The sequence below is a fragment of the Pseudomonas sp. NPDC090755 genome (assembly GCF_044769005.1).
Lineage (GTDB): Bacteria > Pseudomonadota > Gammaproteobacteria > Pseudomonadales > Pseudomonadaceae > Aquipseudomonas.
Map to the genome: position 1 here is coordinate 1 of NZ_JBIVXC010000001.1, position 24696 is coordinate 24696.

The window sequence follows — 24696 nt, forward strand, 5'->3', positions numbered from 1 at the left end:
CCCTTCCGGCACCACCTGAAACATTCAACTCGTTGATTCTCAAGGAGTTTTCCGTTTCGACTACGCCGGAAGTGGGGCGAATTATAGAGAGATAAGACGGGGCGTCAAGGGTTTATTTCAAACTTATGACAACAAGCCGCTGACGCGCCGTTCCTATATAGAAGGGAATACCGTTACAACACTCCCGCACCACGCAAGCGCTCGATATCCGCACCTGCCAACCCCAGCACCTCACCCAGGACCTGCTCGGTATGCTCACCCAACAGCGGTGGCGCATTGCGGTACTCCACCGGCGTCTCGGACAGGCGAATCGGACTGGCCACCTGCGGTACATGCCCGGCCAGCGGATGCGGTATGTCGATCGCCAGCCCCCGCGCCTTCACCTGCGGGTCGGCGAACATCTGCGCCAGATCGTTGATCGGCCCACACGGCACACCGGCCTGCTCCAGCTGGGCAACCCACTCGGCGGTGGTCTTGAACACCGTTGCCTGGCGGATCAGGGGGATCAACTCGGCCCGGTTGGCTACCCGCAGCTTGTTGGTGGCAAAACGCGGATCATCCGCCCACTGCGGCTGACCGGCCACCTCGGCGAACTTGCGGAACTGTCCGTCGTTGCCCACGGTAAGGATGAAGTCGCCATCGGCCGTAGGGAAGTCCTGGTACGGCACGATGTTAGGGTGCGCATTACCCAGGCGCTTGGGTGGCGTGCCGGTGGTGAGGTAGTTCATGGCCTGGTTGGCCAGGCAAGCTACCTGCACGTCGAGCAGCGCCATGTCGATGTGCTGGCCACCGCCGTCGTGGTCACGGTGGGCGAGGGCGGCCAGGATCGCTACCGTCGAATACAGACCGGTAAGGATGTCCGTCAACGCCACACCGACCTTGACCGGCCCGGCACCTTCGTCGCCTTCAGGGCGCCCGGTCAGGCTCATCAGCCCACCCAGCCCCTGGATCATGAAATCGTAGCCCGCACGCTTGGCATAGGGCCCGGTCTGGCCGAAGCCGGTGATCGAGCAATAGACAAGCTGCGGATTGATCGCCTTCAGGCTTTCATAGTCCAGCCCGTAGGCGGCCAGGCCACCGACCTTGAAGTTCTCGATGACCACATCGGACTTGGCCGCCAGCTCACGCACCAGGCGCTGGCCTTCGGGCTGGGTGAAGTCGATGGTCACCGAGCGCTTGTTACGGTTGGCCGAGAGGTAATAGGCCGCCTCGCTGGTGTTCTCGCCGTAGGCGTCCTTGAGGAAGGGCGGGCCCCAGGCCCGCGTGTCATCGCCAGTCCCCGGGCGCTCCACCTTGATGACTTCGGCCCCGAGGTCAGCGAGGATCTGCCCGGACCACGGCCCGGCCAGCACTCGCGACAGATCCAGTACCCGCAGATGAGATAGCGCGCCCATGGGCTGGCTCCTTGATCAGTAGAAGGCCTGGATGCCGGTTTGCGCACGACCGAGGATCAGCGCATGCACGTCGTGGGTACCTTCATAGGTATTGACCACTTCCAGGTTGACCAGATGGCGGGCTACACCGAACTCGTCGGAGATGCCGTTGCCACCGAGCATGTCGCGGGCCAGGCGGGCGATATCCAGGGCCTTGCCGCAAGAGTTGCGCTTCATGATCGAGGTAATCTCGACGGCAGCGGTGCCTTCGTCCTTCATCCGCCCCAGGCGCAGGCAGCCTTGCAGGGCCAGGGTGATTTCGGTCTGCATGTCGGCCAGCTTCTTCTGGATCAGCTGGTTGGCCGCCAGTGGACGACCGAACTGCTTACGGTCCAGGGTGTACTGGCGAGCGGTGTGCCAGCAGGCCTCGGCGGCGCCCAGCGCACCCCAGGAGATGCCATAGCGGGCCGAGTTCAGGCAGGTGAACGGACCCTTCAGGCCGCGCACATCCGGGAACATGTTTTCTTCCGGCACGAAAACGTTGTCCATGACGATTTCACCGGTGATCGAAGCGCGCAGGCCGACCTTGCCGTGAATCGCCGGGGCACTCAGACCCTGCCAGCCTTTCTCAAGCACGAAGCCGCGGATATCGCCGGCATCATCCTTGGCCCAGACCACGAACACATCGGCGATCGGGCTGTTGGTGATCCACATCTTGTTGCCGGTCAGGCGGTAGCCACCGTCGACTTTCTTTGCCCGGGTGATCATCGAGCCCGGATCGGAACCGTGGTCAGGCTCGGTCAGGCCGAAGCAACCGATCCACTCGCCACTGGCAAGCTTGGGCAGGTACTTCTGCTTGGTGGCTTCAGAGCCGAACTCGTTGATTGGCACCATGACCAGGGAGGACTGCACGCTCATCATCGAGCGGTAGCCAGAATCGATACGCTCCACTTCGCGGGCGATCAGGCCGTAGCACACATAGTTCAGGCCGCTGCCACCGTATTGCTCGGGGATGGTCGCGCCCAGCAGGCCGACTTCGCCCATTTCGCGGAAGATCGCAGGATCGGTCTGCTCATGACGGAAGGCCTCCAGCACGCGCGGGGCCAGCTTGTCCTGGGCGAACTGATAAGCGCTGTCACGCACCATGCGCTCTTCTTCAGTGAGCTGTTGGTCCAGCAACAGCGGGTCGATCCAGTTGAAGCTTGCTTTACCGGCCATGAGCGAATCCTCGAAAAATGGGACCAGAGTTGTTGTGCATTGATCCTAGGCCTGTTCCGGTGACGAGACAAACGAGGAATGCGCATAGTCTTGTGATAATTTCTCACTTCGTAATGACCGCAAAGGCCATCTTTACGCCTGATTAGTGAGGTTGACGTACATGCGCCGCAAGATCCCCAGCACCGCAGCCCTAGTCTGTTTCGAGGCGGCGGCCCGCCACGAGAGCTTTACCAAGGCCTCCCAGGAACTGTCACTGACCCAGGGCGCCGTATGTCGGCAAATCGCCGGGCTGGAGGAGTTTCTCAATGTCGAGTTGTTTCGCCGTTCGCGGCGCGGGGTGAAGCTCACCGAGGCCGGGCTCTCCTATAGTCGTCGCGTTGCGACCCAGCTGGACGCCGTTGAGCGCGACACCTTGTCGGTGATGGGCCAGCAGGGCGCCAACGTGATCGAACTGGCAGTGGTGCCGACGTTCGGCACCCAGTGGCTGCTACCCAGGCTCAAGGACTTCCAGCAGCGCCACCCTGAGGTCACGGTCAACCTTACCAACCGGACCCGGCCCTTCCTGTTCGCCGACACCAGCTTCGACGCCGCGATCTACTTTGGCGATGCCGACTGGCCCGGCACCCAGTCCCACCGCCTGATGGGGGAGAACCCGGTGCCAGTGTGCAGCCCGGCGTTGCTGGGTGAGGCCGCGCAGCTCAGCGCCGAACAGATTGCCCAACTGCCCTTGTTGCAACAGACCACCCGGCCATACGCCTGGCGCCAGTGGTTCAACGGCCTGGACATGAACGTGCCACGGGACATGACCGGACCGCGCTATGAGCTATTCTCAATGCTGGCACAAGCGGCCATGCACGAGATGGGCGTGGCATTGATTCCGCCTTTCCTGATCCAGCGAGAACTGGCGGAAGGGCGCCTGGTTGTCGCTAACCGCCATGCGCTGTCGAGCATCAAGGCCTATTACCTGATGATCCCCGAGCGCAAGGTCGAGTCGGCATCATTACGGGCATTTCGCGACTGGCTGGTGGCAGAAGCCGTGCGCTATACCGCCGCACACAAGGATGACAGTTACAACCTGACCCCGTAGTCAAATAAGTTGAAACCCTACAGATGTACGCAAATGTCGCATTTAATACAACTGTTTGATCACCCCTCCGAACACCCCTTAACCCTGCTGTTTATGCGGCTTTCAGCGCATAAATCGTGTTTGTTTTGGAGGATTCAGAAAATTCAGCGGAATAAATTAGAAATTTAACGTAATGTCCCTGAACGCCCAGATTAGACGGGCTAAGAAGTCGTCGTTGCGACATTCGGTCACAGGGTGACTTGTAGTTTGTTTACCGTCACCCTTCAAAATCGGTTGAAGCGATTCTGTAATCGCCTGCAAAATGCCTCGCCCCGCCTGATTCCGGTGGGGTCGTGCTGATCGGCCGCCCCAGCGCACCATCCGCAGTGCACTGGTTTACCAACAAAAGATCGCGCAGGAGATATAGACGTGCACATTGGTGTTCCTCTCGAAACGCAGACGGGCGAAACACGGGTTGCTGCAACCCCGGAAACCATCAAGAAACTGATTGGCCAGGGGCATCAGGTTATTGTCCAGAGCGGCGCAGGCATCAAGGCCAGCGTTCCGGACAGCGCCTATGAAGCAGCAGGCGCCACTATTGGCAGCGCTGCCGATGCGTTTGGAGCTCAGCTTGTCCTGAAGGTTGTAGCTCCTGACGATAGCGAACTGGCGCTGATCAAGAACGGTACCGTTCTGGTGGGTATGCTCAATCCGTTCAACAACGACATCATTGCCAAGATGGCCGAGTGCGGCATTACCGCCTTCGCTCTCGAAGCCGCGCCTCGCACCTCGCGCGCGCAGAGCCTTGACGTGCTGTCCTCGCAAGCCAACATTGCCGGCTACAAGGCTGTGCTCCTGGCCGCTCATCACTACCCGCGCTTCATGCCCATGCTGATGACTGCCGCCGGCACGGTAAAAGCGGCGCGCGTACTGATTCTGGGCGCCGGTGTCGCCGGGTTGCAGGCCATTGCCACAGCCAAGCGCCTGGGTGCGGTGATCGAAGCCTCGGATGTACGTCCTGCGGTAAAAGAACAGATCGAATCTCTGGGTGCCAAGTTCATCGACGTGCCTTACGAGACCGACGAAGAACGCGAATGCGCTGAAGGTGTCGGTGGCTATGCCCGCCCGATGCCGGCCAGCTGGATGCAGCGCCAGGCGCAGGCTGTGCATGAGCGCGCCAAGCAAGCCGATATCGTCATCACCACCGCCCTGATCCCCGGACGCAAGGCACCCACCTTGCTCAGCGCCGAGACCGTGGCACAGATGAAGCCGGGCTCGGTGGTCATCGACCTTGCAGCAGCGCAAGGCGGCAACTGCCCGCTGACCGTAGCGGATCAATTGGTGGTGGAAAACGGCGTGATCATTGTCGGCCCGACCAACCTGCCAGCACAGGTGGGTGCAGATGCTTCGGCCCTCTATGCACGCAACCTGCTCGACTTCATGAAGCTGCTGTTCGACAAGGACGGCCAGCTGTCAATCAACCTCGAAGACGATATCGTCGCCGCATGCCTGATGTGCCGCGACGGCCAGATCGTGCGCAAGAACGCATAAGGAGCCAGACGATGGAAGACATGATGATCTCTCACGGCATCTACAACCTGATCATTTTCGTACTGGCGATCTACGTCGGTTACCACGTGGTCTGGAACGTGACTCCGGCCCTGCACACCCCATTGATGGCCGTGACCAACGCCATTTCCGCGATCGTTATCGTCGGCGCCATGCTCGCCGCCGCCCTGACCGTTACGCCAATGGGCAAGATCATGGGCACCCTTGCCGTAGCACTGGCTGCGGTCAACGTCTTTGGTGGCTTCCTGGTCACCCGGCGGATGCTGGAAATGTTCAAAAAGAAGGCAGCCCCGGCAAAAGCCCCGGCTGCCAAAGCACCCGTAGTCAAGGCTGAGGTGCAGAAAGCATGAGCATGAATCTGGTTACCTCCCTGTATTTGATCGCCTCGGTGTGCTTCATCCAGGCGCTCAAGGGCTTGTCCCACCCAACCACGTCGCGTCGCGGCAACCTGTTCGGCATGCTCGGCATGGGCCTGGCGGTGATCACCACCGTCGGCCTCATCTACAAGCTGGGTGCGGAGCTGGCCACTGATGGTATCGGTTATGTGATCGTCGGCCTGCTGGTCGGTGGTACCGCCGGCTCGATCATGGCCAAGCGCGTGGAAATGACCAAGATGCCGGAACTGGTCGCCTTCATGCACAGCATGATCGGTCTGGCAGCGGTGTTCATTGCCATCGCCGCCGTGGTCGAGCCGCAGTCGCTGGGTATTGTCTCCAGCATCAGCGATCCGATCCCGAGCGGTAACCGTCTCGAGCTGTTCCTCGGTGCCGCCATTGGTGCGATCACCTTCTCCGGTTCGGTGATTGCCTTCGGCAAGCTCTCTGGCAAGTACAAGTTCCGCCTGTTCCAGGGCGCACCGGTACAGTTCACCGGCCAGCACAAGCTGAACCTGATTCTGGGCCTGGCAACCATCGGCCTGGGCCTGGTCTTCACCTTCACCGGTAGCTACAGCGCCTTTGCCCTGATGCTGATCCTGGCGTTCATCATGGGCGTGCTGATCATCATCCCGATCGGTGGTGCCGACATGCCGGTGGTGGTGTCGATGCTCAACAGCTACTCGGGCTGGGCCGCAGCCGGCATCGGTTTCTCGCTGAACAACTCGATGCTGATCATTGCCGGCTCCCTGGTCGGTTCGTCCGGTGCCATCCTCTCGTACATCATGTGCAAGGCGATGAACCGTTCGTTCTTCAACGTGATCCTCGGCGGTTTCGGTGGCGCGGCAGATGCCGGCGGCCCGGCAGGCGCCCAGGAAGCCCGCCCGGTGAAATCCGGCTCGGCCGACGACGCAACCTTCCTGCTGAGCAACGCCGACACGGTGATCATCGTCCCTGGCTACGGCCTGGCGGTGGCCCGCGCCCAGCACGCGCTCAAGGAACTGACCGAAAAACTGACCCACAACGGCGTGACCGTGAAGTACGCGATCCACCCGGTGGCAGGGCGCATGCCCGGACACATGAACGTACTGCTGGCCGAAGCCGAAGTGCCGTACGACCAAGTGTTCGAGATGGAGGACATCAACTCCGAGTTCGGCCAGGCCGACGTAGTGCTGGTGCTCGGCGCCAACGACGTGGTCAACCCGGCCGCCAAGAACGATCCGAAGTCGCCGATCGCCGGCATGCCGATCCTCGAAGCCTTCAAGGCCAAGACCATCATCGTCAACAAGCGCTCCATGGCCAGCGGCTATGCCGGCCTTGATAACGAACTGTTCTACCTGGACAAGACCATGATGGTTTTCGGCGACGCCAAGAAGGTCATCGAAGACATGGTCAAGGCTGTCGATTAAGACGATTCCAGCCTGTGACAATAAGCCCCAGCGCGGTACCGGCTGGGGCTTTTTCGTCCCCGGCCAGCCGACGGAAGGCTCTATTTCAGGGCTTCGCATTCGACCTTGGTCGCGGGACGCGGCGTTGCTAAATCACTAGACTGCGCATCTAGCTTTAGTAGCCCGAGATAACAATCCATGTACCGTGATCGTATCCGCTTGTCCTCCCTGCACAGCAAGGTAATGAGTGCGGCTGATGCCGCTGGCCTGATCCAGGACGGCATGACCGTCGGCATGAGCGGCTTTACCCGCGCCGGCGAAGCCAAGGCCGTGCCCCATGCACTGGCCGAGCGCGCCAAGCAGTCGCCCCTGCAAATCAGCCTGATGACCGGTGCCAGCCTGGGCAACGACCTCGACAAACAACTGACTGAAGCCGGTGTGCTGGCCCGCCGCATGCCGTTCCAGGTCGACAGCACCCTGCGCAAGGCCATCAACGACGGCAAGGTCATGTTCATCGACCAGCACCTGTCGGAAACCGTTGAGCAGCTGCGCAACCAGCAACTGAAGCTGCCGGACATCGCGGTCATCGAAGCGGTCGCCATCACCGAGCAAGGCCACATCGTGCCGACCACCTCGGTAGGCAACTCGGCCAGCTTCGCGATCTTCGCCAAACAGGTGATCGTCGAGATCAACATGGCGCACAACGCCAACCTCGAAGGCCTGCACGACATCTATATCCCGACCTACCGTCCGACCCGCACGCCGATCCCGCTGGTAAAAGCCGATGACCGCATCGGCAGCACCGCGATCCCGATCGACCCGGCCAAGATCGTCGGCATCGTCATCACCGAACAACCGGACTCGCCGTCCACTGTGCTGCCGCCGGATGATGAAACCCAGGGCATCGCCAACCACCTGATCAACTTCCTCAAGCAGGAAGTGGCGGCAGGGCGCATGACCAACAAGCTCGGCCCGCTGCAGGCCGGCATCGGCAGCATCGCCAACGCGGTGATGTGCGGCCTGATCGACTCACCGTTCGAAGACCTGACCATGTACTCCGAAGTACTGCAGGACTCGACCTTCGACCTGATCGACGCCGGCAAACTGAGCTTCGCCTCGGGCAGCTCGATCACCCTGTCGACCCGTCGCAACGCCGATGTGTTCGGTAACCTGGAGCGCTACAAGGACAAACTGGTCCTGCGCCCGCAGGAAATCTCCAACCACCCGGAAGTGGTTCGCCGCCTTGGCATCATCGGCATCAACACCGCCCTTGAGTTCGACCTGTACGGCAACGTCAACTCCACCCACGTCTGCGGCACGCGGATGATGAACGGTATCGGTGGCTCCGGCGACTTCGCCCGCAATGCCCACCTGGCGATCTTCGTCACCAAGTCCATCGCCAAGGGCGGCGCGATCTCCAGCGTGGTGCCGATGGTCAGCCACGTCGACCACACCGAGCACGACGTCGACATCCTCGTCACCGAGCAAGGCCTGGCCGACCTGCGTGGCCTGGCACCGCGGGAGCGTGCGCGGGTGATCATCGACAACTGCGTGCACCCGGACTACCGCGAGGCGCTGAACGACTACTTCACCCGCGCCTGCGAGAAGGGCGGGCATACCCCGCACATCCTGCGCGAAGCCCTGACCTGGCACGAAAACCTGGAAGAAACCGGGCGCATGCTCGCCAGCTAAGCCACACAGTACTCAGCCGGCGACGTGCAATGCGCGTCGGCTGAGTAACTGACACAGATAAACTTTCAAAAACTGTTCTACTGTACCGGTGTTTTCACCCCGGTTTTCTGCTCTCACCTTCCGCCGCCAAGCAAAAATGCACCATACAGGTGCAGACCAGTACAGTTTCGCCTGTTTCGAGTGCAACAGTGCCTTAAAACAGTTAACTGGACCATCACAATGTAGGTGAACTGTATCTACTGTTATGGACGACAGAGGAGGATCATTGGCATCAGTTAAATCACTACCTAATGCCGCCATAAGCGGAAGGATGACACACCATGGAACGTACCCTCAGTTCCGGCCTCGTTTTCGAAAGCACCACCGAACAATCCAAAGCTGCACTGCCACTGCGCCTGCTGGCCAACCTGATGCTGTGGCAACGCCGCATCGCCAGCCGCCATCAACTGGCTCGCCTTGATTCGCGCCTGCTGGCCGACGCTGGCATCAGCGAAGCACAGCGTTACGAAGAGCTGAGCAAGCCGTTCTGGCGTTGATGCAGGGCTCGCCGGCCATGGCCGGCACCCCGAATTCCCAAAAACCCGTCGCAGGTGACTGCTGACGGGTTTTTTCATTCTGGAGCCTCGGAATAGAGCGGCTGCCAGCTCAACAGGTACAGTTTACAGAGAGTTATTTTTTATAGGTACAGTTGATAAATTCCGTTGTTATCCTGTCCAAGTCACAGACACGAATCGCGTGATACCCTTAACGCACCCAGTTTGGTAAACAAGTAACGTAACCAGCTGAGTGTGTGACCGACACACAGAAATAGCTTAATCAGGAGATCGACCATGTTCCGTTCACGCTTGTTTGGCGCCGCCGTGTTGCTGGCCCTGGCTTCCACCGCCAACGCCACCAGCTTCGTCGTCACCACCGACGCCGTGGTAGGCGCTGTTGCCGCCTCCACCGACGCCACCTCCGATGTGTCTTCGTCGTTCCGTGACGACAAGATCGTGCGTGCGGCCCGTGACGATGCCGCCAGCTTCGTTGCCAGCCAGGGCGATATCCGCGGCGTCAAGCTCGAAAGCGCTTTCGCCCACATCCGCCAGCAGGCCCCAGCCCTGCAAGCCAGCGACACGCAACTGGCCCAGGCCATCCTGGCGCTCTGAAGGTGCCAGTCCCCGGTTTCGGCGTGTAACAACATGCAATGAAACCGGGCTCCCTGCGCTGGTCCCGACCAGCGCATTGGGATAGCCTTTGCCGCTTGATCAACCTGTCTTGCGAGCGTCATGCGTTATCTGTCACTGCTGTTGTTGGTGTTCTGCTGGACCAGTTCCGCCCAGGCCCTGGATCTTTCCACCCAGAATCTCGTCGTTAGCGGTTATGTCACCAGCAAGGTGACCTCGGCGCCCTTCGATCGCAAACTGTTGCTCGATGCCCATGATGATGCTGCCGTGTTCGTCGCCAGCGACGGACAGCTGCGCGGTGCAATGCTGCAAGCCGCCTTGAACCGGTTGCGCCAGGACCACCCCCAACTTCATGGTGGCGACCTTGAACTGGCGCAAGCAATTCTCGTCCAATGATTACCCTGTTTCTTCCGGAGATGTTCCATGCGTAACCCGCTGATTGCCGCCACCCTAGGCCTTCTGTTGCTGGCCGATGTAGCCCAGGCGCAAACCCTGGTGGCCACCAGCAACATTATCGTGCGCGCTTTCGGTCGCTCGATCGACTTCACCTCCGATACCACCACCTCGATCCGTGACTCCAAGGTTGTGCGCGAAGCCCGCGACGATGCTGCCAGTTATGTCGCCAGCCACGGCGAAATCCGTGGCGCCCAGCTGGAAGCCGCGTTCGACACCCTGCGCCAGCGTGTGCCTGAAGCACGCGAGGCCAGCGACCAGGTCCTGGCTGAAGCCATTCTCGCCCTGTGAAGAGCCTGCGCGCCTGGCTGCTGGGCGGCCTGCTGATCCTGTTGGCCGGCCCTGCACTGGCCGACCTGCAACTGCACCTTGAAACCGACGGGCTGACACCCGTCCAGCAGGATGCCAGCCAGGCGCTGCTGGATGAGGCGCTGCGAGCGCTGCCGCCCAGTTTCAAGACCCGCCTGGACCGGCGTATCACCGTCAGTTGGGGCACGAAAATGCCCGAAGACGCTTATGGCCAGGCCTCGCTGGTATCCACCCTCGAGCTCAACCGCCGGCTGCTGCCCGCACTCACCGATGGCAGCGCCGCCACCAGCAAGACCGGGCGCCCCCATGGCACCGTGCGCCAGGAACTACTGGCCACCGTGCTGCACGAGCTGACCCATATCTATGACCGCGCTCGTCTCTGGCAGGGTAGCGAGCGCCGCCTGATCAACCAGTGTGCCCGGCAACTGAACAGCCTGGGCAAGGTCGGCCTGCCGGAGCAGTGCCGTGGTCAGACTGAACGGCGCTTTACCCTCAGTGACGACCCGCGCCTGCTCGACCTGGCCGGCTGGCCACAGTACGTGGGCAGGCGAGGGGAGCGCGAACAGCACAACCGTCAGGTGGCGCGCAGCCCCGACAGCTACGAGCTGAGCAGCCCCAAGGAATTCATTGCGATCAATATGGAGTACTTCCTCCTTGACCCCAGCTTCGCCTGCCGGCGACCTGCGCTGCAGGCCTACCTAAAGGAGCATTTTGACTGGGCACCGGAGCATCCGGCCTGCTCGCAGGCACTGCCGTTCCTCAATGCCGGCAACGACTTTGCCAAGACACCGCTAGGGGAAATCGACCCGGAGCGGGTCTACGCGGTGGATTACCTGCTGGCCGAGGCCAACCAGAACTGGGTCAGCCGCTGGGGCCACAGCATGCTTCGCCTGGTGATCTGCGCCCCGGGGCGCCCGCGTGGGCCGGACTGCCGCCTCGACCTCGACCAGCACCTGGTGCTGTCGTACCGAGCCTTCGTCAACGATGTACAGCTATCAAGTTGGGACGGGCTGACGGGGGCCTATCCGTCTCGCCTGTTTGTCCTGCCGCTGGCCCAGGTGATCGACGAATACACCAAGACCGAGCTGCGCAGCCTCGCCTCGATTCCGCTCAAGTTTGACCGCAACGAGCTGGAAAGCCTGGTTCGTCAGGCGGCCGAGATGCACTGGAGCTACGACGGCAACTACTACTTCCTGTCCAACAACTGCGCGGTGGAGACCCTCAAGCTGCTGCGCAGCGGCACGGCCAATCCGCGCCTGGCGGACCTGGACAGCATCATGCCCAATGGCTTGCTGGAGGTGCTGCAAGGACGCGGGCTGGCTGATGTCAGCGTGCTCGACGACCCACGCGAGGCGCTGCGCCTTGGTTATCGCTTCGACTCCTACCGTGACCGCTACCAGGCGATGTTCCTGGTACTCAAGCAGCAGCTGCCGATCCCCCAGGACACTGTCGAAGCCTGGCTGGAGCAATCTGCCCAGCAGCGCCAGCAATGGTTCCCACAGGCCGACCTGCGCACCAGCGCCGCCTTGCTCCTCCTGGAGCAGGCCAGCCTGCGCCGGCAACTGCTGCTGGCCCAGGACGAGGTCAAGCAACGCTACCTGACCGGGCGGGAAGCCAATGACGCCAGCGTGGCCAAGGCCAACAGCACCCTGCAGCAAATTCTGGCCAACAGCGGTTTCCTCAGCCGCCCGGCAGAACTGCTCGGCAGCACGGGCTACGGTTTGCCGCAAGCCAGCGAGCGCAAGCTGCTGATCAGCGAGTCCAGCCAGCGGCAAAAGCAGTTGCAGACCCTAAGTGCCGACCTGGACAAAGAGGTACGAGCACTGCTCGGCCCGGACCGGGCGGCGGAAATTACTGCGGTCGAAGCCAACATCAAGCAGGTCGGCGAGCACCTGCGCGCCCTGCACAAGGCTGCCGGCGGCCTGCAGCTGCCCTGAAGCTAGAGGGTCTCGCCCGGCTCGCCGGGCAGGTCCTCGTCCAGGTGCAGCCAGGGCAGGCGGCTGTCGGTCCAGATGTGCCGGCTCGGTGCGGCCAGCTCCGGCCGGTCCAGGGTCGTGACGGTAATGTCGATGGTCTCCGGGCTCAGGTCCGTGGTCAGCGCTAGATGCGCCCCACAACGGCTACAGAAATACCTCACACAACTGGGTGAGGAGTCATAACGTTGCGGTGTACCGCTGAGCCACTGGAAATTCGCGCAGGGCAGGGTCAACCAGGTGATCAGCAGACCGCCGCTGACCCGACGGCAAACCGAGCAGTGGCAGTGGGCAACATCCGTCAACGGCCCTCGAATACGGTAGCGCAGGGCACCGCAATGGCAGCCCCCTTCATGCGTATCGCGCATCGCTTCCACCTCCAGGCCACAGGCCGATAGCCAACAATGCACCTCTCGTCGCCTTTCAGCCAGCGAAAGCTGGCTGAAAGCTTGCCGACTTAGGATTGCCTCCACTACCGGCACAGACCGGTCAGCCAGGGCAACTGTTTTTCCCTACAGCGCCCGGCCCAATTAACAACAACAATGGTGATTCCGATGTCCGCTTACAACCGCCTCTTCGCTGCACACCCTCCGCGACTTCCTGCGCCGCGCCTCGCACGCTGATCCGCCCGACTCGTTCCCTCTTTCGACGCGATACGCCTGGAGTACGCCCATGCTGACCTTCCTCGGCTTTGCCATGGTCATCACCTTCATGTACCTGATCATGACCAAGCGCCTGTCGGCCTTGATCGCCCTGATCCTGGTACCCATCCTGTTCGCCCTGTTCGGCGGCTTCTCGGGCGAAATCGGCCCGATGATGCTGCAAGGCATCACCAAGCTGGCCCCGACCGGGGTGATGCTGATGTTCGCCATCCTGTATTTCGGCCTGATGATCGACTCCGGTCTGTTCGACCCGGCCGTGCGCAAGATCCTCAAGCTGGTCAAGGGTGACCCGCTGAAAGTCTCGGTCGGCACCGCCGCACTGGCCTTGATCGTCTCGCTGGACGGCGACGGTGCCACCACCTACATGATCTGCGTGGCCGCCATGCTGCCGCTGTACAGCCGACTGGGCATGAGCCCGCGGATCATGGCCGGCCTGATCATTCTTGCCGGCGGGGTGATGAACATGACCCCCTGGGGCGGCCCGACTGCCCGCGCGGCCAGCGCCCTGCATGTCGATCCTTCGGACATCTTCGTGCCGATGATCCCGGCCATGCTCTTCGGCGTGGTGGCGATCCTGGGCATTGCCTACATGTACGGCAAGCGCGAGCGTGCTCGCCTGGGTGAGCTGCACCTGCCGGGTGACGAAATCGACCACAGCGAAATCAGCGTGTCGCAGTTCCCTGAAGCACGCCGGCCGAAAATGCTCTGGTTCAACGGTGCCCTGACCGCTGCCCTGATGGTCGCCCTGATCGCCGGCCTGCTGCCACTGCCGGTGCTGTTCATGGTCGCCTTCAGTATCGCCATGATCGTCAACTACCCTTGCCTGCAGCAGCAGAAGGACCGCGTTGCTGCTCACGCCGGTAGCGTGCTGGCGGTGGTCGGGCTGATCTTCGCCGCCGGTATCTTCACCGGCATCCTGTCGGGCACTGGCATGGTCGAAGCCATGTCCAAGAGCCTGCTGGCCGTGATCCCGGATGCCCTGGGGCCGTACCTGGCGGTGATCACTGCGATCGTCAGCATGCCGTTCACCTTCTTCATGTCCAACGACGCCTTCTACTATGGCGTTCTGCCAGTGCTCGCGGAAGCAGCCAGCCACTACGGTATCTCGCCGGTGGAAATGGCCCGTGCGTCGATCGTCGGCCAGCCGGTACACCTGCTCAGCCCGCTGGTACCCTCTACCTACCTGTTGGTGGCCCTGGCCGGCATCGAGTTCGGCGATCACCAGCGCTTCACCCTGAAGTGGGCAGTGCTGGTCTGCCTGTGCATAATGCTCGCCGCGCTGCTCATGGGAATTTTCCCGCTGTTCAGCAGCCTATAAGACAACAGATTCATCCAACCGCAGCGCGCCCCTTGCCCGGGCGCGCTGCACTTATCGCGCGAAGGAATACACATGGAATGGCTGACCAGCCCAGAAATCTGGGTTGCCTTTTTTACCCTGACGGCCCTTGAGATCGTTCTCGGCATCGACAACATCATCATGATCTCGATCCTGGTCAGCCGCATGCCCAAGCACATGCAGCAGCGCACCCGGATTTTCGGCCTGGCCCTGGCCATGGTCACCCGCATCCTCCTGCTGCTGTCGATCACCTGGGTCATGCGCCTGACGGCCGACCTGTTCGTGATCTTCGAGCAAGGTATTTCCGGTCGCGACCTGATCCTGTTCTTCGGCGGCCTGTTCCTGCTGTGGAAAAGCTCCCAGGAGATCTACCACGGCCTGGAAGGCGAAGATGAAAGCCATGAAGAGCCTGCCGGCAAGGGTGGCAAGTTCATCTACACCATCATCCAGATCGCCATCATCGACATCGTGTTCTCCCTCGACTCGGTGATCACCGCAGTGGGCATGGTCTCCCACGTACCGGTGATGATCGCTGCGATCGTCGTTGCCGTACTGGTGATGATGCTCTGCGCCGGCGCCATCAGCAATTTCATCGACAAACACCCGTCGCTGAAGATGCTGGCCCTGTCGTTCCTGATCGTGGTCGGTACCGTGCTGATCGCCGAGGCCTTCGACGTGCACGTGCCAAAAGGCTACGTCTACTTCGCCATGGCCTTCTCCCTGGCGGTCGAGGCCATCAACATCAAGATGCGCTCGGCCATCGCCCGCAAGAAAAACCAGGAGCAAGGCGAGCCTGTGAAACTTCGCAAGGACATTCCTGGTCAGTAAGCACCATGCACCTTCAAAAAGGGCCCTGCGGGGCCCTTTTTGCTTTTCTTTCATGACGGTTTAGTTTCAAAGGCCGCGCCGCCTATGCGATGCTGGCGCCTTGGCTTGCAGCCGACTACAGCTTTAGTGAGTACTGGGAAAAACCGCCTGCGATCAGGCCAGGCTCACGGCACCATCCATTGGCCCCGGTTGGGGCACGCATAACAGGGGGCCTGTTCAATGCTGACCCTGCTCAACCTGCTCTCCGCGGTGGCGCTGCTGATCTGGGGCACGCACATCGTGCGCACCGGCATTCTGCGGGTCTTTGGTTCCAACCTGCGGCGCGTACTGAGCCAGAACATGTCCAAACGGCCGCTGGCCTTCGTCGCCGGTATCACCGTGACCGCCATGGTCCAGAGCAGCAATGCCACGGCGATGCTGGTGACGTCCTTCGTCGGCCAGGGCCTGATGTCCCTGACGCCGGCCCTGGCGATCATGCTCGGCGCCGATGTCGGTACCGCGCTGATGGCGCGGGTGCTGACCTTCGACCTGTCATGGCTGTCACCGCTACTGATTTTTCTCGGGGTGATCTTCTTTCTTTCCCGCAAGCAGACCCGCGCCGGCCAACTGGGCCGCGTCGGCATCGGCCTGGGTCTGATCATCCTTGCCCTGCAACTGATCGTCGAAGCCGCAGCCCCCATTACCCAGGCCCAGGGCGTGAAGGTGCTGTTCGCCTCCTTGACCGGCGATATCCTGCTCGATGCCCTGGTCGGCGCGCTGTTCGCCCTGGTTTCCTATTCCAGCCTGGCGGCCGTGCTGCTGACCGCCACCCTGGCCGGTGCCGAGCTGATCAGCCTGCCGGTGGCCATCGGCCTGGTCATTGGCGCAAACATCGGCAGTGGCCTGCTGGCCTTTCTCAGCACCAGCATGCAGAACGCGGCCGGGCGCCAGGTGGCCCTGGGCAGCCTGCTGTACAAACTGATCGGTCTGGTGCTGATCATCCCGGTGCTCGACCCGCTGGTGCGCTGGATGGACAGCTTGAGCTTCAGCCCCCAGGAGCTGGTGATCGGCTTCCATCTGCTCTACAACACTTTGCGCTGCCTGCTGATGCTGCCCACCGTGACGCCCATGGCACGTGTCTGCAGCTGGCTGCTGCCGGAGCGCGCCGAAACCAATGGCCGCGCCCGCCCCCGTCACCTGGACCCGGCAGCCCTTGGTACGCCTAGCCTGGCCCTGGCCAACGCCGTGCGCGAAACCCTGCGCGTAGGCGACCTGATCGACAACATGCTCGATGCCATGAACGGTGCGCTCAAGGGCACCCACACAGCCATGACCCAGCAAGTACGCAACCTGGGCGAGGACGTCGAGGCGTTGAACAACGCCATCAAACTGTACCTGGCGCAGATGCCCCGCGAAGACCTCAGTGACCAGGACAGCAAGCGCTGGGCCGAAATCATTGAACTGGTGATCAACCTCAAGCTTGCCAGCGACCTGATCGAGCGCATGCTGCGCAAGGTCCAGCAGCAGAAAACCTCGCAACGCCGGGAATTCTCCGATGTCGGCCTCGAAGAGCTGACCGGGCTGCACAGCCAGTTGCTCGCCAACCTGCGCCTGGGCCTGTCGGTGTTTCTCAGTGCCGACCCGGAGAGTGCGCGCCAGTTGCTGCGGGAAAAACGTCGCTTTCGCGCCCAGGAAAGGCGCCTGACCCACGCCCATGTCAGCCGGCTGCAACGTAAAGTGGTGCAAAGTATCGAAACCAGTGCCTTGCACCTGGAGCTGATTGCCGATATGAAGCGTTTGAACTCCTTGTTCTGCAGCAGTGCCTACGTTGTATTGGGCAGTTCCGATACCGGTGGCCTACTGCTCGACAGTGTGCCGGACGATGCCGCTTCACCTTGATCGCTACTCTCAACGAACTCCCGCAAGGAAGCTCGCCATGCGTTGCCTGATGTTCCTGTGCCTGCTGCTGGGCGCCATGCCCGGCTTTGCCCTCGACCGTTCGCAGGTCGAAGGCTACCTGCTGCCCAACGGTCTACAGGTGCTGCTCAAGTCAGGTTATGAACGCAACCATGTGTCGATCCGCCTAGTGGTCGGCGTGGGCTTCGACGATTTTCCGTGTGAGCAGCAAGAACTGCCGCACCTGCTGGAGCACCTGCTGTTCAGTGGCATCGACGACACCGGCGAAGGCGGACTGGAAAGACGCATGCAAGCCCTGGGCGGGGAGTGGAACGCCTACACCAGCAGCGCCGACACCACCTTCGTCATCGAAGCCCCCGCGCGCAACCAGCGCAAGGTGCTCGATCTGCTGCTGGCGGTGATCAAGGACACCAAGATCGACGAAAAGGCCCTGGCGCTGTCGAAGAAGATCGTCGAGCGCGAGGACGGCGGCCACTATTCGCACCTGCAGCGCTGGCTGGATCGCCAGGATCTGGGCCACCGCGCCAGTGACCAGTTGGCCGTAGAACTGGGGCTCAAGTGTGCCGAGCGCTCGGCAGTCGCCGACATGACCCTGGAGCAGGTCAATAACCTGCGCCAGCACTGGTATGCCGCCAACAACATGAGCCTGATCGTGGTCGGTGGCCTGGACAAGCTGCTGCCGGCCTACCTGGAGCGCTCCTACGCCCAACTGCAGCCGGCAGAACCTGGCGAGCGCCGGACCCTGGACGGCGTTACCCACAAGGCCGAAGCCCGGCGCGAGTTGGTCCGCGGCTGGGTCGGTGACAGCGCGAAGCTGCACTGGCTGTTCCTCGAACCGGTACTGGACAACGAACATGGCCAGACCTACGACCTGTTGCAACATTACCTGGACTGGGCACTGTATGAGGAGCTGCGCCTCAAGCACGGCCTGTCCTACGGACCGTCGAGCCAGCGGGAAAGCTTTGGTGACACGGGCATGATGAGCCTCAATGCCGACCTGGACCGCGCCGACGTCAAGCAGGCCGAGCAGGTGCTGGCCGACATGCTCGACCGACTGCGCAAGAACGGCCTGGATCCGGCGACCTTCACGCGGGTCAAGCAAGCGGCGATCGATCGCGAAGCCTGGAGCACCCAGGGCAATGCGGCATTGGCGGATTACTACTGGGGTGCATTGAACGACTACCTCGATGGTCGCTTTGCCGATCCGGTGCGCACCCTGCGCCGGGTCAGCCTGGAGGAAGCCAACCAGGCCTTGCGCCAGTTGCTGGCCAAGCCCGGGTATGTGCGTATCGAGCAGCCATTGATCAGCTTTGACGCACTCTATGGGCTGGTCGCCTTGCTGCTCGGGCTGATTCTGGCTTGTGGCGTGATCTTGCGCCGACGCCGCGCCTCGTAGGAGCGGGCTTGCCCCGCGATCGATTCGGATTGCACCGGCCCCATCGCGGGGCAAGCCCGCTCCTACTGGCATAAAGACGGTATCCTGTAGCGGTTTTTCTTCACTCTGCGAACACCTTGATGCCTCATTTCCTCCAGCGCTTGCTCGAACTGATCAAGCGTTACCCCGGAATCATCGCCCTCGGCGGTTTCATCTCCGGTATTGCCAGCTTCATTCTGGTCGATCGCCAGGAAGGCCTGGCCAGCTGGATTGCCATCCTGATGCTGATCAGCTGGATCTGGCTGATGCTGGAAAACACCTTCACCCAGCTGTTCGCCAAAGTGTTCAAGCGCGAGATCCCGCAGCCGCTGTTGCGCTATGCCACGCAGATGATCCATCAGGAAAGCCTGTTCTTCGTCCTGCCGTTCTTCTTCGTCACCACCACCTGGAACAGCGGCCAGCTGATCTTTACCGGCCTGCTTGGCGCGGCTGGGCTGATCTCGATCATCGACCCGCTGTATTACAAATGGCTGGCCCCGCGTCGCTGGCTGTTCCTGGCGCTGCACACCCTGACCCTGTTCGCCGCGCTGCTCACCGCACTGCCGATCATCCTGCACCTGACCACTTCGCAGAGCTTCAAGCTGGCCCTGGGCATCGCCATGCTGCTGTCGTTCCCCAGCCTTGCCAGCAGCTTCCCGATCAGCCACTGGCGACGCGGGGTGATGCTGGTGGTGATGACCCTCGCCGTGGGCGCCAGCGGCTGGATGCTGCGCTCCTGGGTACCGCCTGCCACCTTGTGGATGACGGAAGTGGCGGTCAGCACCCAGGTTGAAAACCGCACGCCCGGCAAGAGCCTGGAGCAGATCAAGGCCAGCGAAATACGTGCTGGGCTCTATGCATTCACCGCGATCAATGCGCCGCGTGGCCTGAATGAGCGGATCTATCATGTCTGGCGCTTCAACGGCAAAGAGGTCGACCGCATTGCCCTGGACATCCATGGCGGGCGCAAGGAAGGCTACCGGGCCTGGACCCACAAGCAGAACTTCCCCGGTAACCCTGTGGGCCGCTGGCAGGTCCAGGTGCTGACCGAAGATGGCCAGGTCATCGGCGTCCTGCGTTTTCGCGTGATTGACGATGGTCAAGCGCCTGCCGGCCAGTAACGCTATGCTCTGTGGCGGCGCAGTACCGCGCCGCCAGATCGCATGGAGCCTATGATCAACTCGCCTGGCGCATTACTGGACACCTCAAGCACCCCGGCGCAGCTTCGGATTGTGGGTGACTGGACCCTGGCCCATTACGCCGACCTCAAGCAGCACAGTGAACGCCTCCAGGGGCAGTATGACCCGAACACCGAAATCGACCTCAGCCAGCTCGGCCGCCTGGACACCGCCGGCGCCGCATTGCTGGTCGAGCTGCTCGGCCCCGAACGCCTGTCGCGCCTGACCGAGACCGCGCAACTGCCCGATGCCAGCCGCGCGCTGCTGCAGACGGTGTACTGTTCGGTGCAAGACTACTGCATCCCGGAAAAGCAGGCGGAGAAGTCCGTGCTGATCCAGTTGCTCAGCCGCATCGGCTGCGCGGTGGATACCCTCTGGCAGGACACCCTGCAAATCCTGGGTTTTATCGGCCTGATCCTGCAGACCCTGGTGCTGCGCCTGTTCCAGCCACGGCGCTGGCGGGTGACGGCGGTGGTCGCGCACATTGAGCAGACCGGCCTGGACGCCGCCCCGATCGTTGCCTTGCTGACCTTCCTGGTCGGCGCCGTCGTGGCCTTTCTCGGCGCCACGGTGCTGGCCGGCTTTGGTGCCAGTATCTTCACGGTGGATCTGGTCGCGTTCTCCTTCCTGCGCGAATTTGCCGTGCTACTGACCGCCATCCTCATGGCCGGCCGCACCGCCAGTGCCTTTACCGCGCAGATCGGCTCGATGAAGGCCAACGAAGAAATCGACGCCATCCGTACCCTGGGCCTGGACCCGGTGGAGCTGCTGGTGGTCCCGCGGGTGTTGGCGCTGCTGATCGCGCTGCCGCTGCTGACCTTCATCGCCATGCTCTGCGGCATCATCGGGGGTGCGGTGGTCTGCGCCTTGTCACTGGATATCTCACCGGCGATGTTCCTGTCCTTGTTGCAAAGCGACATTGGTGTGCAGCATTTCCTCGTCGGCCTGGCCAAGGCGCCGTTCTTTGCCTTCCTGATCGCCGCCATTGGCTGCCTGGAAGGTTTCAAGGTCAGTGGCAGCGCCGAATCGGTGGGGGCCCACACCACCTCCAGCGTGGTCCAGTCGATTTTCGTGGTGATCGTCCTCGATGCGGTGGCCGCGCTGTTCTTCATGGAGATGGGCTGGTGAAGCAGACAAGTACCCAGCATGAGGCCGTGATCGAAGCGCGCGGCATCTGTAACCGCTTCGGCACCCAGAGCGTGCACGAACAGCTGGACCTGGACCTGTACCGCGGCGAGATCCTCGCCGTGGTCGGTGGCTCGGGCAGCGGCAAGTCGGTGCTGCTGCGCAGCATCGTCGGCCTGCGCCGTCCCAATGAGGGCCTGGTGAAGGTATTTGGCCAGGACCTCGGCGCCTTGAACGACGAACAGCGCTCGCAGGTCGAGCGGCGCTTTGGCGTGCTATTCCAGAAAGGCGCGCTGTTCTCCTCCCTGACCGTCACCGAGAACGTCGCCTTGCCGCTGATCGAGCATGCCGGCCTGTCCCGGGCCGACGCCGAGCACCTGGCCGGGGTCAAACTGGCCCTGGCCGGCCTGCCGATCTCCGCGGCCGACAAATACCCCGCGTCACTCTCTGGCGGCATGATCAAGCGCGCCGCGCTGGCCCGGGCCCTGGCCCTTGACCCGGACATCCTGTTTCTCGACGAGCCCACCGCCGGCCTCGACCCGATCGGCGCCGCCGCCTTCGACCAGTTGATCCTGACCCTGCGCGATGCCCTGGGCCTGAGCGTGTTCCTGATCACCCATGACCTGGACACGCTCTACACCATCACCGACCGGGTGGCGGTGCTGTCGCAGAAGAAGGTGCTGGTGGCCGGCCCGATCGCCCAGGTCGAAGACACCGACGACGCCTGGATCCACGACTATTTTCATGGCCCACGGGGCCGCGCGGCGTATCAGGCCGCCCTAGCGACCAAGGAGCACTGAGATGGAAACCCGTGCGCATCATGTGCTGATCGGCCTGGTGACAGTGATCGTGGTCACCGGCGCCATGCTGTTCGGCCTGTGGCTGACCAAATCCAGCGTCGACAGCACCTTCAAGGATTACCAGGTGGTGTTCAACGAAGCGGTCTCCGGCTTGTCCCGGGGCAGCTCGGTGCAGTACAACGGCATCAAGGTGGGTGATGTCACCAGCCTGCGCCTCGATCCCAAGGACCCGCGCCGGGTCCTGGCGAAAGTACGGCTGAGCGCCGACACTCCGATCAAGGAGGACACCCGGGCCAAACTGACCCTGACCGGCATCACCGGCACCTCGTTCATCCAGCTCAGCGGCGGCACGCCGCAAAGCCCCGAGCTCAAGGGCAAGGACGGCAAACTGCCGGTGATCATCGCCTCACCGTCGCCCATCGCCCGCCTGCTGGATGACGGCAGTGACCTGCTGAGCAATATCAACATGCTGGTACACAACGCCAACCTGCTGTTTTCCGAAGACAATGCCACACAGCTGACCAAGACCCTGACCAACCTGGAGCAGACCACTGCGGCGTTCAGCGACGAGCGCGGGGATATCCGTACGGCGATCCAGCAACTGGCCAAGGTCGGCGACCAGGCCAGCGTCATGCTCGAACAGACCAGCGAACTGATGCGCAACGCCAACGGCCTGCTCAACAGCCAGGGCAAGCAGACCTTCAGCAGCGCCGAGCAAGCCATGCAGTCGCTGGCCCAGAGCACCGCCACCCTCAACAGCCTGCTCAACGACAACCGCGACGCCCTCGATGGCGGTGCCCAGGGCCTGAACCAGCTGGCGCCGGCCATTCGTGAACTGCGCCAGACCCTGACCTCGCTCAAGGCGATTTCCCAGCGCCTGGAAGCCAACCCCAGCGGCTACCTGCTCGGCCGTGATACGCACAAGGAGTTCGAGCCATGAGCCGTCTTTACCGCGTTGTGACCCTGGCCATGGCCCTGAGCCTTGCCAGCGCCTGCTCGATCCTGCCCAAGGCCGAACCTGCCGACGTCTACCGCCTGCCTTCGAACCAGGCCAGCCGGGTAGCGCCCCAGGGTGCCGAAGCCAGCTGGTCGCTGCGGGTGAACAAGCCATTGGCCAGCGATATCCTCAATAGCCCGAGAATCGCCGTGGTGCCCCAGGGTGACCTGATCAGCACCTACAAGGGCGTGCGCTGGAGCGATCCGGCGCCATTGCTGCTGCGCAACCGCATGCTCGATGCCTTTCAGCGCGATGGCCGGGTACCGCGCCTGAGTGCCGATGACAGCAACCTGCAGGCCGACTACGAGCTGGCTGGCGAGTTGCAGGCTTTCCAGAGCGAGTACAGCGCCGCGGGGCTGGTGGTGTTGATTCGTTATGACGCGCGACTGGTGCAGGGGCGCACCCAGCGCATTCTCGCCAGCCAGCGCTTCGAAGTGCGTCAGCCGCTAGGCGACAGGCAGGTGCCTGCCGTGGTCAGCGGATTCGGTGCGGCCAGCGACCGCCTGATGGCGCAACTGGTGACCTGGACCCTGGCCCAGGCCAACCAGGCTCAGGCAAAGAACCAGTAGCAGACGAAAATCGCCGCGATCACCCCGGCCAGTTCGGCGAGCAGGGCACACCCCACCGCATGGCGAGCGCGCTGGATACCCACGGCGCCGAAGTAGACCGCCAGCACGTAGAAGGTGGTCTCGGTGCTGCCCTGGATGGTGGCGGCGACCAGGGCCGGGAAGCTGTCGACACCGTGGGTCTGCATGGTCTCGATCAGCATGGCCCGCGCCGCACTGCCAGAGAACGGCTTGACCAGGGCGGTCGGCAAGCCTTCGACAAAACGGGTATCCCAGCCCAGCCACTCGACCACATGGCGGATGCCATCCAGGGTCAGCTCCAGGGCGCCTGAGGCGCGCAGCACGCCGACCGCGCAGAGCATGGCGACCAGGTAGGGCAACAGGCTCTTGGCGACGTCAAAGCCCTCCTTGGCGCCTTCCACAAAGGTTTCATAGACCTTCACCCGCTTGAAGGCGCCGATCACCAGGAACAGGATGATCAGGCCGAACAGCGTCAGGTTGCCCATGATCGACGACAGGCTGGCCAGCGCCGTGGCCGACAGGGTGCCGAGAAACGCCATGAAGCCGCCCAGCAGCAGGGCCCCTGGCACCAGGTAGGCCAGCACCACCGGATCCCACAGGCGCAGGCGCTGCATGACCGCCACCGACAGCAGGCCGACCAGGGTCGAAGCACTGGTGGCCAGCAGGATGGGCAGGAACACCAGGGTCGGGTCCAGGGCGCCTTGCTGGGCGCGGTACATGAAGATGGTTACCGGCAGCAGGGTCAGCGACGAGGCATTGAGCACCAGGAACAGAATCTGCGCGTTGCTGGCGGTGTTCGAGCTGGGGTTGAGCTCCTGCAGGGCGCGCATTGCCTTCAGGCCGATAGGGGTGGCAGCGTTGTCCAGGCCCAGGCCATTGGCGGCGAAGTTCAGGGTGATCAGCCCCAGGGCCGGGTGGCCGGGGGGGACCTCCGGCATCAGGCGGGCGAACAGGGGGCCGAGCACCTTGGCCAACCATTCGACGACACCTGCCTTTTCGGCGATCTTCAGAAAGCCCAGCCACAGGGTCAGGGTGCCGAACAGCAGGACCATCACCTCGACCGACAGCTTGGCCATGGCGAAGATACTCTCGACCATGGCGGCAAAGATCCCGGCATTGCCACCCACCAACCATTGCGCCAGCGCGGAGATGGCCGCGACCAGGAAAAAGCCAAGCCAAAGGCCGTTGAGCATCCGTTGTTCCCCCACAAAGTTGCGTCGCATGATAACGGCGCGGGTTGGGTGCGCGCCACCTTGTGGGAGCGGGCTTGTCCCGCGATGCGGTCAGGCGGA

At 62.4% G+C, this 24696-nt stretch carries 23 protein-coding genes; 19 read left to right on the plus strand and 4 right to left on the minus strand.

The genetic code is table 11. From position 1 onward, the window contains the following. Positions 1–173: 173 nt before the first annotated feature. The gene (locus ACIQUS_RS00005; RefSeq protein ID WP_403041279.1) at positions 174–1394 is read right to left on the minus strand and encodes a CaiB/BaiF CoA transferase family protein; all 1221 of its coding nucleotides are present in this window, start codon (positions 1392–1394) and stop codon (positions 174–176) included. A 15-nt stretch (positions 1395–1409) separates the two neighbouring features. Next, positions 1410–2591: an acyl-CoA dehydrogenase gene (locus ACIQUS_RS00010; RefSeq protein ID WP_403041281.1), complete on the minus strand. Its 1182-nt coding sequence runs from the start codon at positions 2589–2591 to the stop codon at positions 1410–1412. Positions 2592–2751: 160 nt separating this feature from the next. On the opposite strand from ACIQUS_RS00010, the gene ACIQUS_RS00015 reads away from it, so the two are divergent. The 10 genes from ACIQUS_RS00015 to ACIQUS_RS00060 all read left to right on the plus strand — a co-directional run bounded on the left by ACIQUS_RS00015 (position 2752) and on the right by ACIQUS_RS00060 (position 12545). Further along, positions 2752–3678: a LysR family transcriptional regulator gene (locus tag ACIQUS_RS00015; protein ID WP_403041283.1), complete on the plus strand. Its 927-nt coding sequence runs from the start codon at positions 2752–2754 to the stop codon at positions 3676–3678. Between the two features lie 408 nt (positions 3679–4086). Continuing rightward, on the plus strand, positions 4087–5208 hold the full coding sequence (locus tag ACIQUS_RS00020; RefSeq protein WP_403041285.1) for a Re/Si-specific NAD(P)(+) transhydrogenase subunit alpha: 1122 nt from the start codon (positions 4087–4089) through the stop codon (positions 5206–5208). A gap of 11 nt (positions 5209–5219) precedes the next feature. Continuing rightward, complete coding sequence (locus ACIQUS_RS00025) at positions 5220–5576, plus strand: NAD(P) transhydrogenase subunit alpha (RefSeq protein ID WP_403041287.1); 357 nt, start codon at positions 5220–5222, stop codon at positions 5574–5576. Beyond that, complete coding sequence (locus tag ACIQUS_RS00030) at positions 5573–7009, plus strand: NAD(P)(+) transhydrogenase (Re/Si-specific) subunit beta (protein WP_403041289.1); 1437 nt, start codon at positions 5573–5575, stop codon at positions 7007–7009. Before ACIQUS_RS00025 ends, ACIQUS_RS00030 begins: the two co-directional genes overlap by 4 nt. Before the next feature lie 177 nt (positions 7010–7186). Beyond that, positions 7187–8680 (plus strand): acetyl-CoA hydrolase/transferase family protein, encoded by a 1494-nt coding sequence (locus ACIQUS_RS00035; RefSeq protein ID WP_403041291.1) that lies wholly within the window; start codon positions 7187–7189, stop codon positions 8678–8680. A gap of 320 nt (positions 8681–9000) precedes the next feature. After that, a complete protein-coding gene (locus ACIQUS_RS00040; protein ID WP_403041293.1) occupies positions 9001–9216 on the plus strand; it encodes a DUF1127 domain-containing protein in 216 nt (71 codons plus the stop codon). A gap of 294 nt (positions 9217–9510) precedes the next feature. Continuing rightward, complete coding sequence (locus ACIQUS_RS00045; RefSeq protein ID WP_403041295.1) at positions 9511–9828, plus strand: DUF2388 domain-containing protein; 318 nt, start codon at positions 9511–9513, stop codon at positions 9826–9828. Positions 9829–9948: 120 nt separating this feature from the next. Next, positions 9949–10242 carry a DUF2388 domain-containing protein gene (locus ACIQUS_RS00050; RefSeq protein WP_403041296.1) on the plus strand — a complete coding sequence of 98 codons (294 nt, stop codon included), beginning with the start codon at positions 9949–9951 and terminating at the stop codon, positions 10240–10242. Between the two features lie 27 nt (positions 10243–10269). Continuing rightward, a complete protein-coding gene (locus tag ACIQUS_RS00055; RefSeq protein WP_403041298.1) occupies positions 10270–10590 on the plus strand; it encodes a DUF2388 domain-containing protein in 321 nt (106 codons plus the stop codon). After that, a complete protein-coding gene (locus ACIQUS_RS00060; protein WP_403041300.1) occupies positions 10587–12545 on the plus strand; it encodes a DUF4105 domain-containing protein in 1959 nt (652 codons plus the stop codon). The genes ACIQUS_RS00055 and ACIQUS_RS00060 overlap by 4 nt, the downstream gene beginning before the upstream one ends. 2 nt (positions 12546–12547) lie before the next feature. Here the strand turns inward: ACIQUS_RS00060 and ACIQUS_RS00065 are convergent, their stop codons facing one another. Beyond that, positions 12548–12949 (minus strand): GFA family protein, encoded by a 402-nt coding sequence (locus tag ACIQUS_RS00065; RefSeq protein WP_403041302.1) that lies wholly within the window; start codon positions 12947–12949, stop codon positions 12548–12550. 304 nt (positions 12950–13253) lie between these two features. Between ACIQUS_RS00065 and ACIQUS_RS00070 the strand changes: the two genes are divergently transcribed. From ACIQUS_RS00070 to ACIQUS_RS00110, 9 genes are all read left to right on the plus strand, one after another. Further along, positions 13254–14561, plus strand: a complete 1308-nt coding sequence (locus ACIQUS_RS00070; RefSeq protein WP_285864426.1) for a CitMHS family transporter — start codon at positions 13254–13256, stop codon at positions 14559–14561. A gap of 72 nt (positions 14562–14633) precedes the next feature. After that, complete coding sequence (locus ACIQUS_RS00075; RefSeq protein WP_403041305.1) at positions 14634–15407, plus strand: TerC family protein; 774 nt, start codon at positions 14634–14636, stop codon at positions 15405–15407. 219 nt (positions 15408–15626) lie between these two features. Next, the gene (locus ACIQUS_RS00080) at positions 15627–17285 is read left to right on the plus strand and encodes a Na/Pi cotransporter family protein (RefSeq protein WP_403041307.1); all 1659 of its coding nucleotides are present in this window, start codon (positions 15627–15629) and stop codon (positions 17283–17285) included. A gap of 37 nt (positions 17286–17322) precedes the next feature. Further along, entirely contained in the window at positions 17323–18699 is a 1377-nt protein-coding gene (locus ACIQUS_RS00085; protein ID WP_403041309.1) for a M16 family metallopeptidase, read from the plus strand. Positions 18700–18818: 119 nt separating this feature from the next. After that, positions 18819–19838, plus strand: a complete 1020-nt coding sequence (locus tag ACIQUS_RS00090; RefSeq protein ID WP_403041311.1) for a DUF5924 family protein — start codon at positions 18819–18821, stop codon at positions 19836–19838. 42 nt (positions 19839–19880) lie between these two features. Next, on the plus strand, positions 19881–21023 hold the full coding sequence (locus tag ACIQUS_RS00095) for an ABC transporter permease (RefSeq protein ID WP_403041313.1): 1143 nt from the start codon (positions 19881–19883) through the stop codon (positions 21021–21023). Positions 21024–21049: 26 nt separating this feature from the next. Beyond that, positions 21050–21820 carry an ABC transporter ATP-binding protein gene (locus tag ACIQUS_RS00100; protein ID WP_403042998.1) on the plus strand — a complete coding sequence of 257 codons (771 nt, stop codon included), beginning with the start codon at positions 21050–21052 and terminating at the stop codon, positions 21818–21820. A gap of 1 nt (position 21821) precedes the next feature. Then, complete coding sequence (locus ACIQUS_RS00105; protein WP_403041315.1) at positions 21822–22760, plus strand: MlaD family protein; 939 nt, start codon at positions 21822–21824, stop codon at positions 22758–22760. Beyond that, on the plus strand, positions 22757–23386 hold the full coding sequence (locus ACIQUS_RS00110) for an ABC-type transport auxiliary lipoprotein family protein (protein ID WP_403041317.1): 630 nt from the start codon (positions 22757–22759) through the stop codon (positions 23384–23386). Before ACIQUS_RS00105 ends, ACIQUS_RS00110 begins: the two co-directional genes overlap by 4 nt. Here the strand turns inward: ACIQUS_RS00110 and ACIQUS_RS00115 are convergent. Next, positions 23368–24597 carry a nucleoside recognition domain-containing protein gene (locus ACIQUS_RS00115; RefSeq protein WP_403041319.1) on the minus strand — a complete coding sequence of 410 codons (1230 nt, stop codon included), beginning with the start codon at positions 24595–24597 and terminating at the stop codon, positions 23368–23370. The genes ACIQUS_RS00110 and ACIQUS_RS00115 overlap by 19 nt on opposite strands. Positions 24598–24696 lie beyond the last annotated feature (99 nt).

Excerpts from the sequence above, each read along its gene's own strand:
- ACIQUS_RS00005 (WP_403041279.1), bottom strand. The coding sequence starts at position 1,394 with ATGGGCGCGCTATCTCATCTGCGGGTACTGGATCTGTCGCGAGTGCTG.
- ACIQUS_RS00010 (WP_403041281.1), bottom strand. The coding sequence starts at position 2,591 with ATGGCCGGTAAAGCAAGCTTCAACTGGATCGACCCGCTGTTGCTGGAC.
- ACIQUS_RS00015 (WP_403041283.1), top strand. The coding sequence starts at position 2,752 with ATGCGCCGCAAGATCCCCAGCACCGCAGCCCTAGTCTGTTTCGAGGCG.
- ACIQUS_RS00025 (WP_403041287.1), top strand. The coding sequence starts at position 5,220 with ATGGAAGACATGATGATCTCTCACGGCATCTACAACCTGATCATTTTC.
- ACIQUS_RS00030 (WP_403041289.1), top strand. The coding sequence starts at position 5,573 with ATGAGCATGAATCTGGTTACCTCCCTGTATTTGATCGCCTCGGTGTGC.
- ACIQUS_RS00035 (WP_403041291.1), top strand. The coding sequence starts at position 7,187 with ATGTACCGTGATCGTATCCGCTTGTCCTCCCTGCACAGCAAGGTAATG.
- ACIQUS_RS00040 (WP_403041293.1), top strand. The coding sequence starts at position 9,001 with ATGGAACGTACCCTCAGTTCCGGCCTCGTTTTCGAAAGCACCACCGAA.
- ACIQUS_RS00045 (WP_403041295.1), top strand. The coding sequence starts at position 9,511 with ATGTTCCGTTCACGCTTGTTTGGCGCCGCCGTGTTGCTGGCCCTGGCT.
- ACIQUS_RS00050 (WP_403041296.1), top strand. The coding sequence starts at position 9,949 with ATGCGTTATCTGTCACTGCTGTTGTTGGTGTTCTGCTGGACCAGTTCC.
- ACIQUS_RS00055 (WP_403041298.1), top strand. The coding sequence starts at position 10,270 with ATGCGTAACCCGCTGATTGCCGCCACCCTAGGCCTTCTGTTGCTGGCC.
- ACIQUS_RS00065 (WP_403041302.1), bottom strand. The coding sequence starts at position 12,949 with ATGCGCGATACGCATGAAGGGGGCTGCCATTGCGGTGCCCTGCGCTAC.
- ACIQUS_RS00070 (WP_285864426.1), top strand. The coding sequence starts at position 13,254 with ATGCTGACCTTCCTCGGCTTTGCCATGGTCATCACCTTCATGTACCTG.
- ACIQUS_RS00075 (WP_403041305.1), top strand. The coding sequence starts at position 14,634 with ATGGAATGGCTGACCAGCCCAGAAATCTGGGTTGCCTTTTTTACCCTG.
- ACIQUS_RS00080 (WP_403041307.1), top strand. The coding sequence starts at position 15,627 with ATGCTGACCCTGCTCAACCTGCTCTCCGCGGTGGCGCTGCTGATCTGG.
- ACIQUS_RS00085 (WP_403041309.1), top strand. The coding sequence starts at position 17,323 with ATGCGTTGCCTGATGTTCCTGTGCCTGCTGCTGGGCGCCATGCCCGGC.
- ACIQUS_RS00090 (WP_403041311.1), top strand. The coding sequence starts at position 18,819 with ATGCCTCATTTCCTCCAGCGCTTGCTCGAACTGATCAAGCGTTACCCC.
- ACIQUS_RS00095 (WP_403041313.1), top strand. The coding sequence starts at position 19,881 with ATGGAGCCTATGATCAACTCGCCTGGCGCATTACTGGACACCTCAAGC.
- ACIQUS_RS00105 (WP_403041315.1), top strand. The coding sequence starts at position 21,822 with ATGGAAACCCGTGCGCATCATGTGCTGATCGGCCTGGTGACAGTGATC.
- ACIQUS_RS00110 (WP_403041317.1), top strand. The coding sequence starts at position 22,757 with ATGAGCCGTCTTTACCGCGTTGTGACCCTGGCCATGGCCCTGAGCCTT.
- ACIQUS_RS00115 (WP_403041319.1), bottom strand. The coding sequence starts at position 24,597 with ATGCTCAACGGCCTTTGGCTTGGCTTTTTCCTGGTCGCGGCCATCTCC.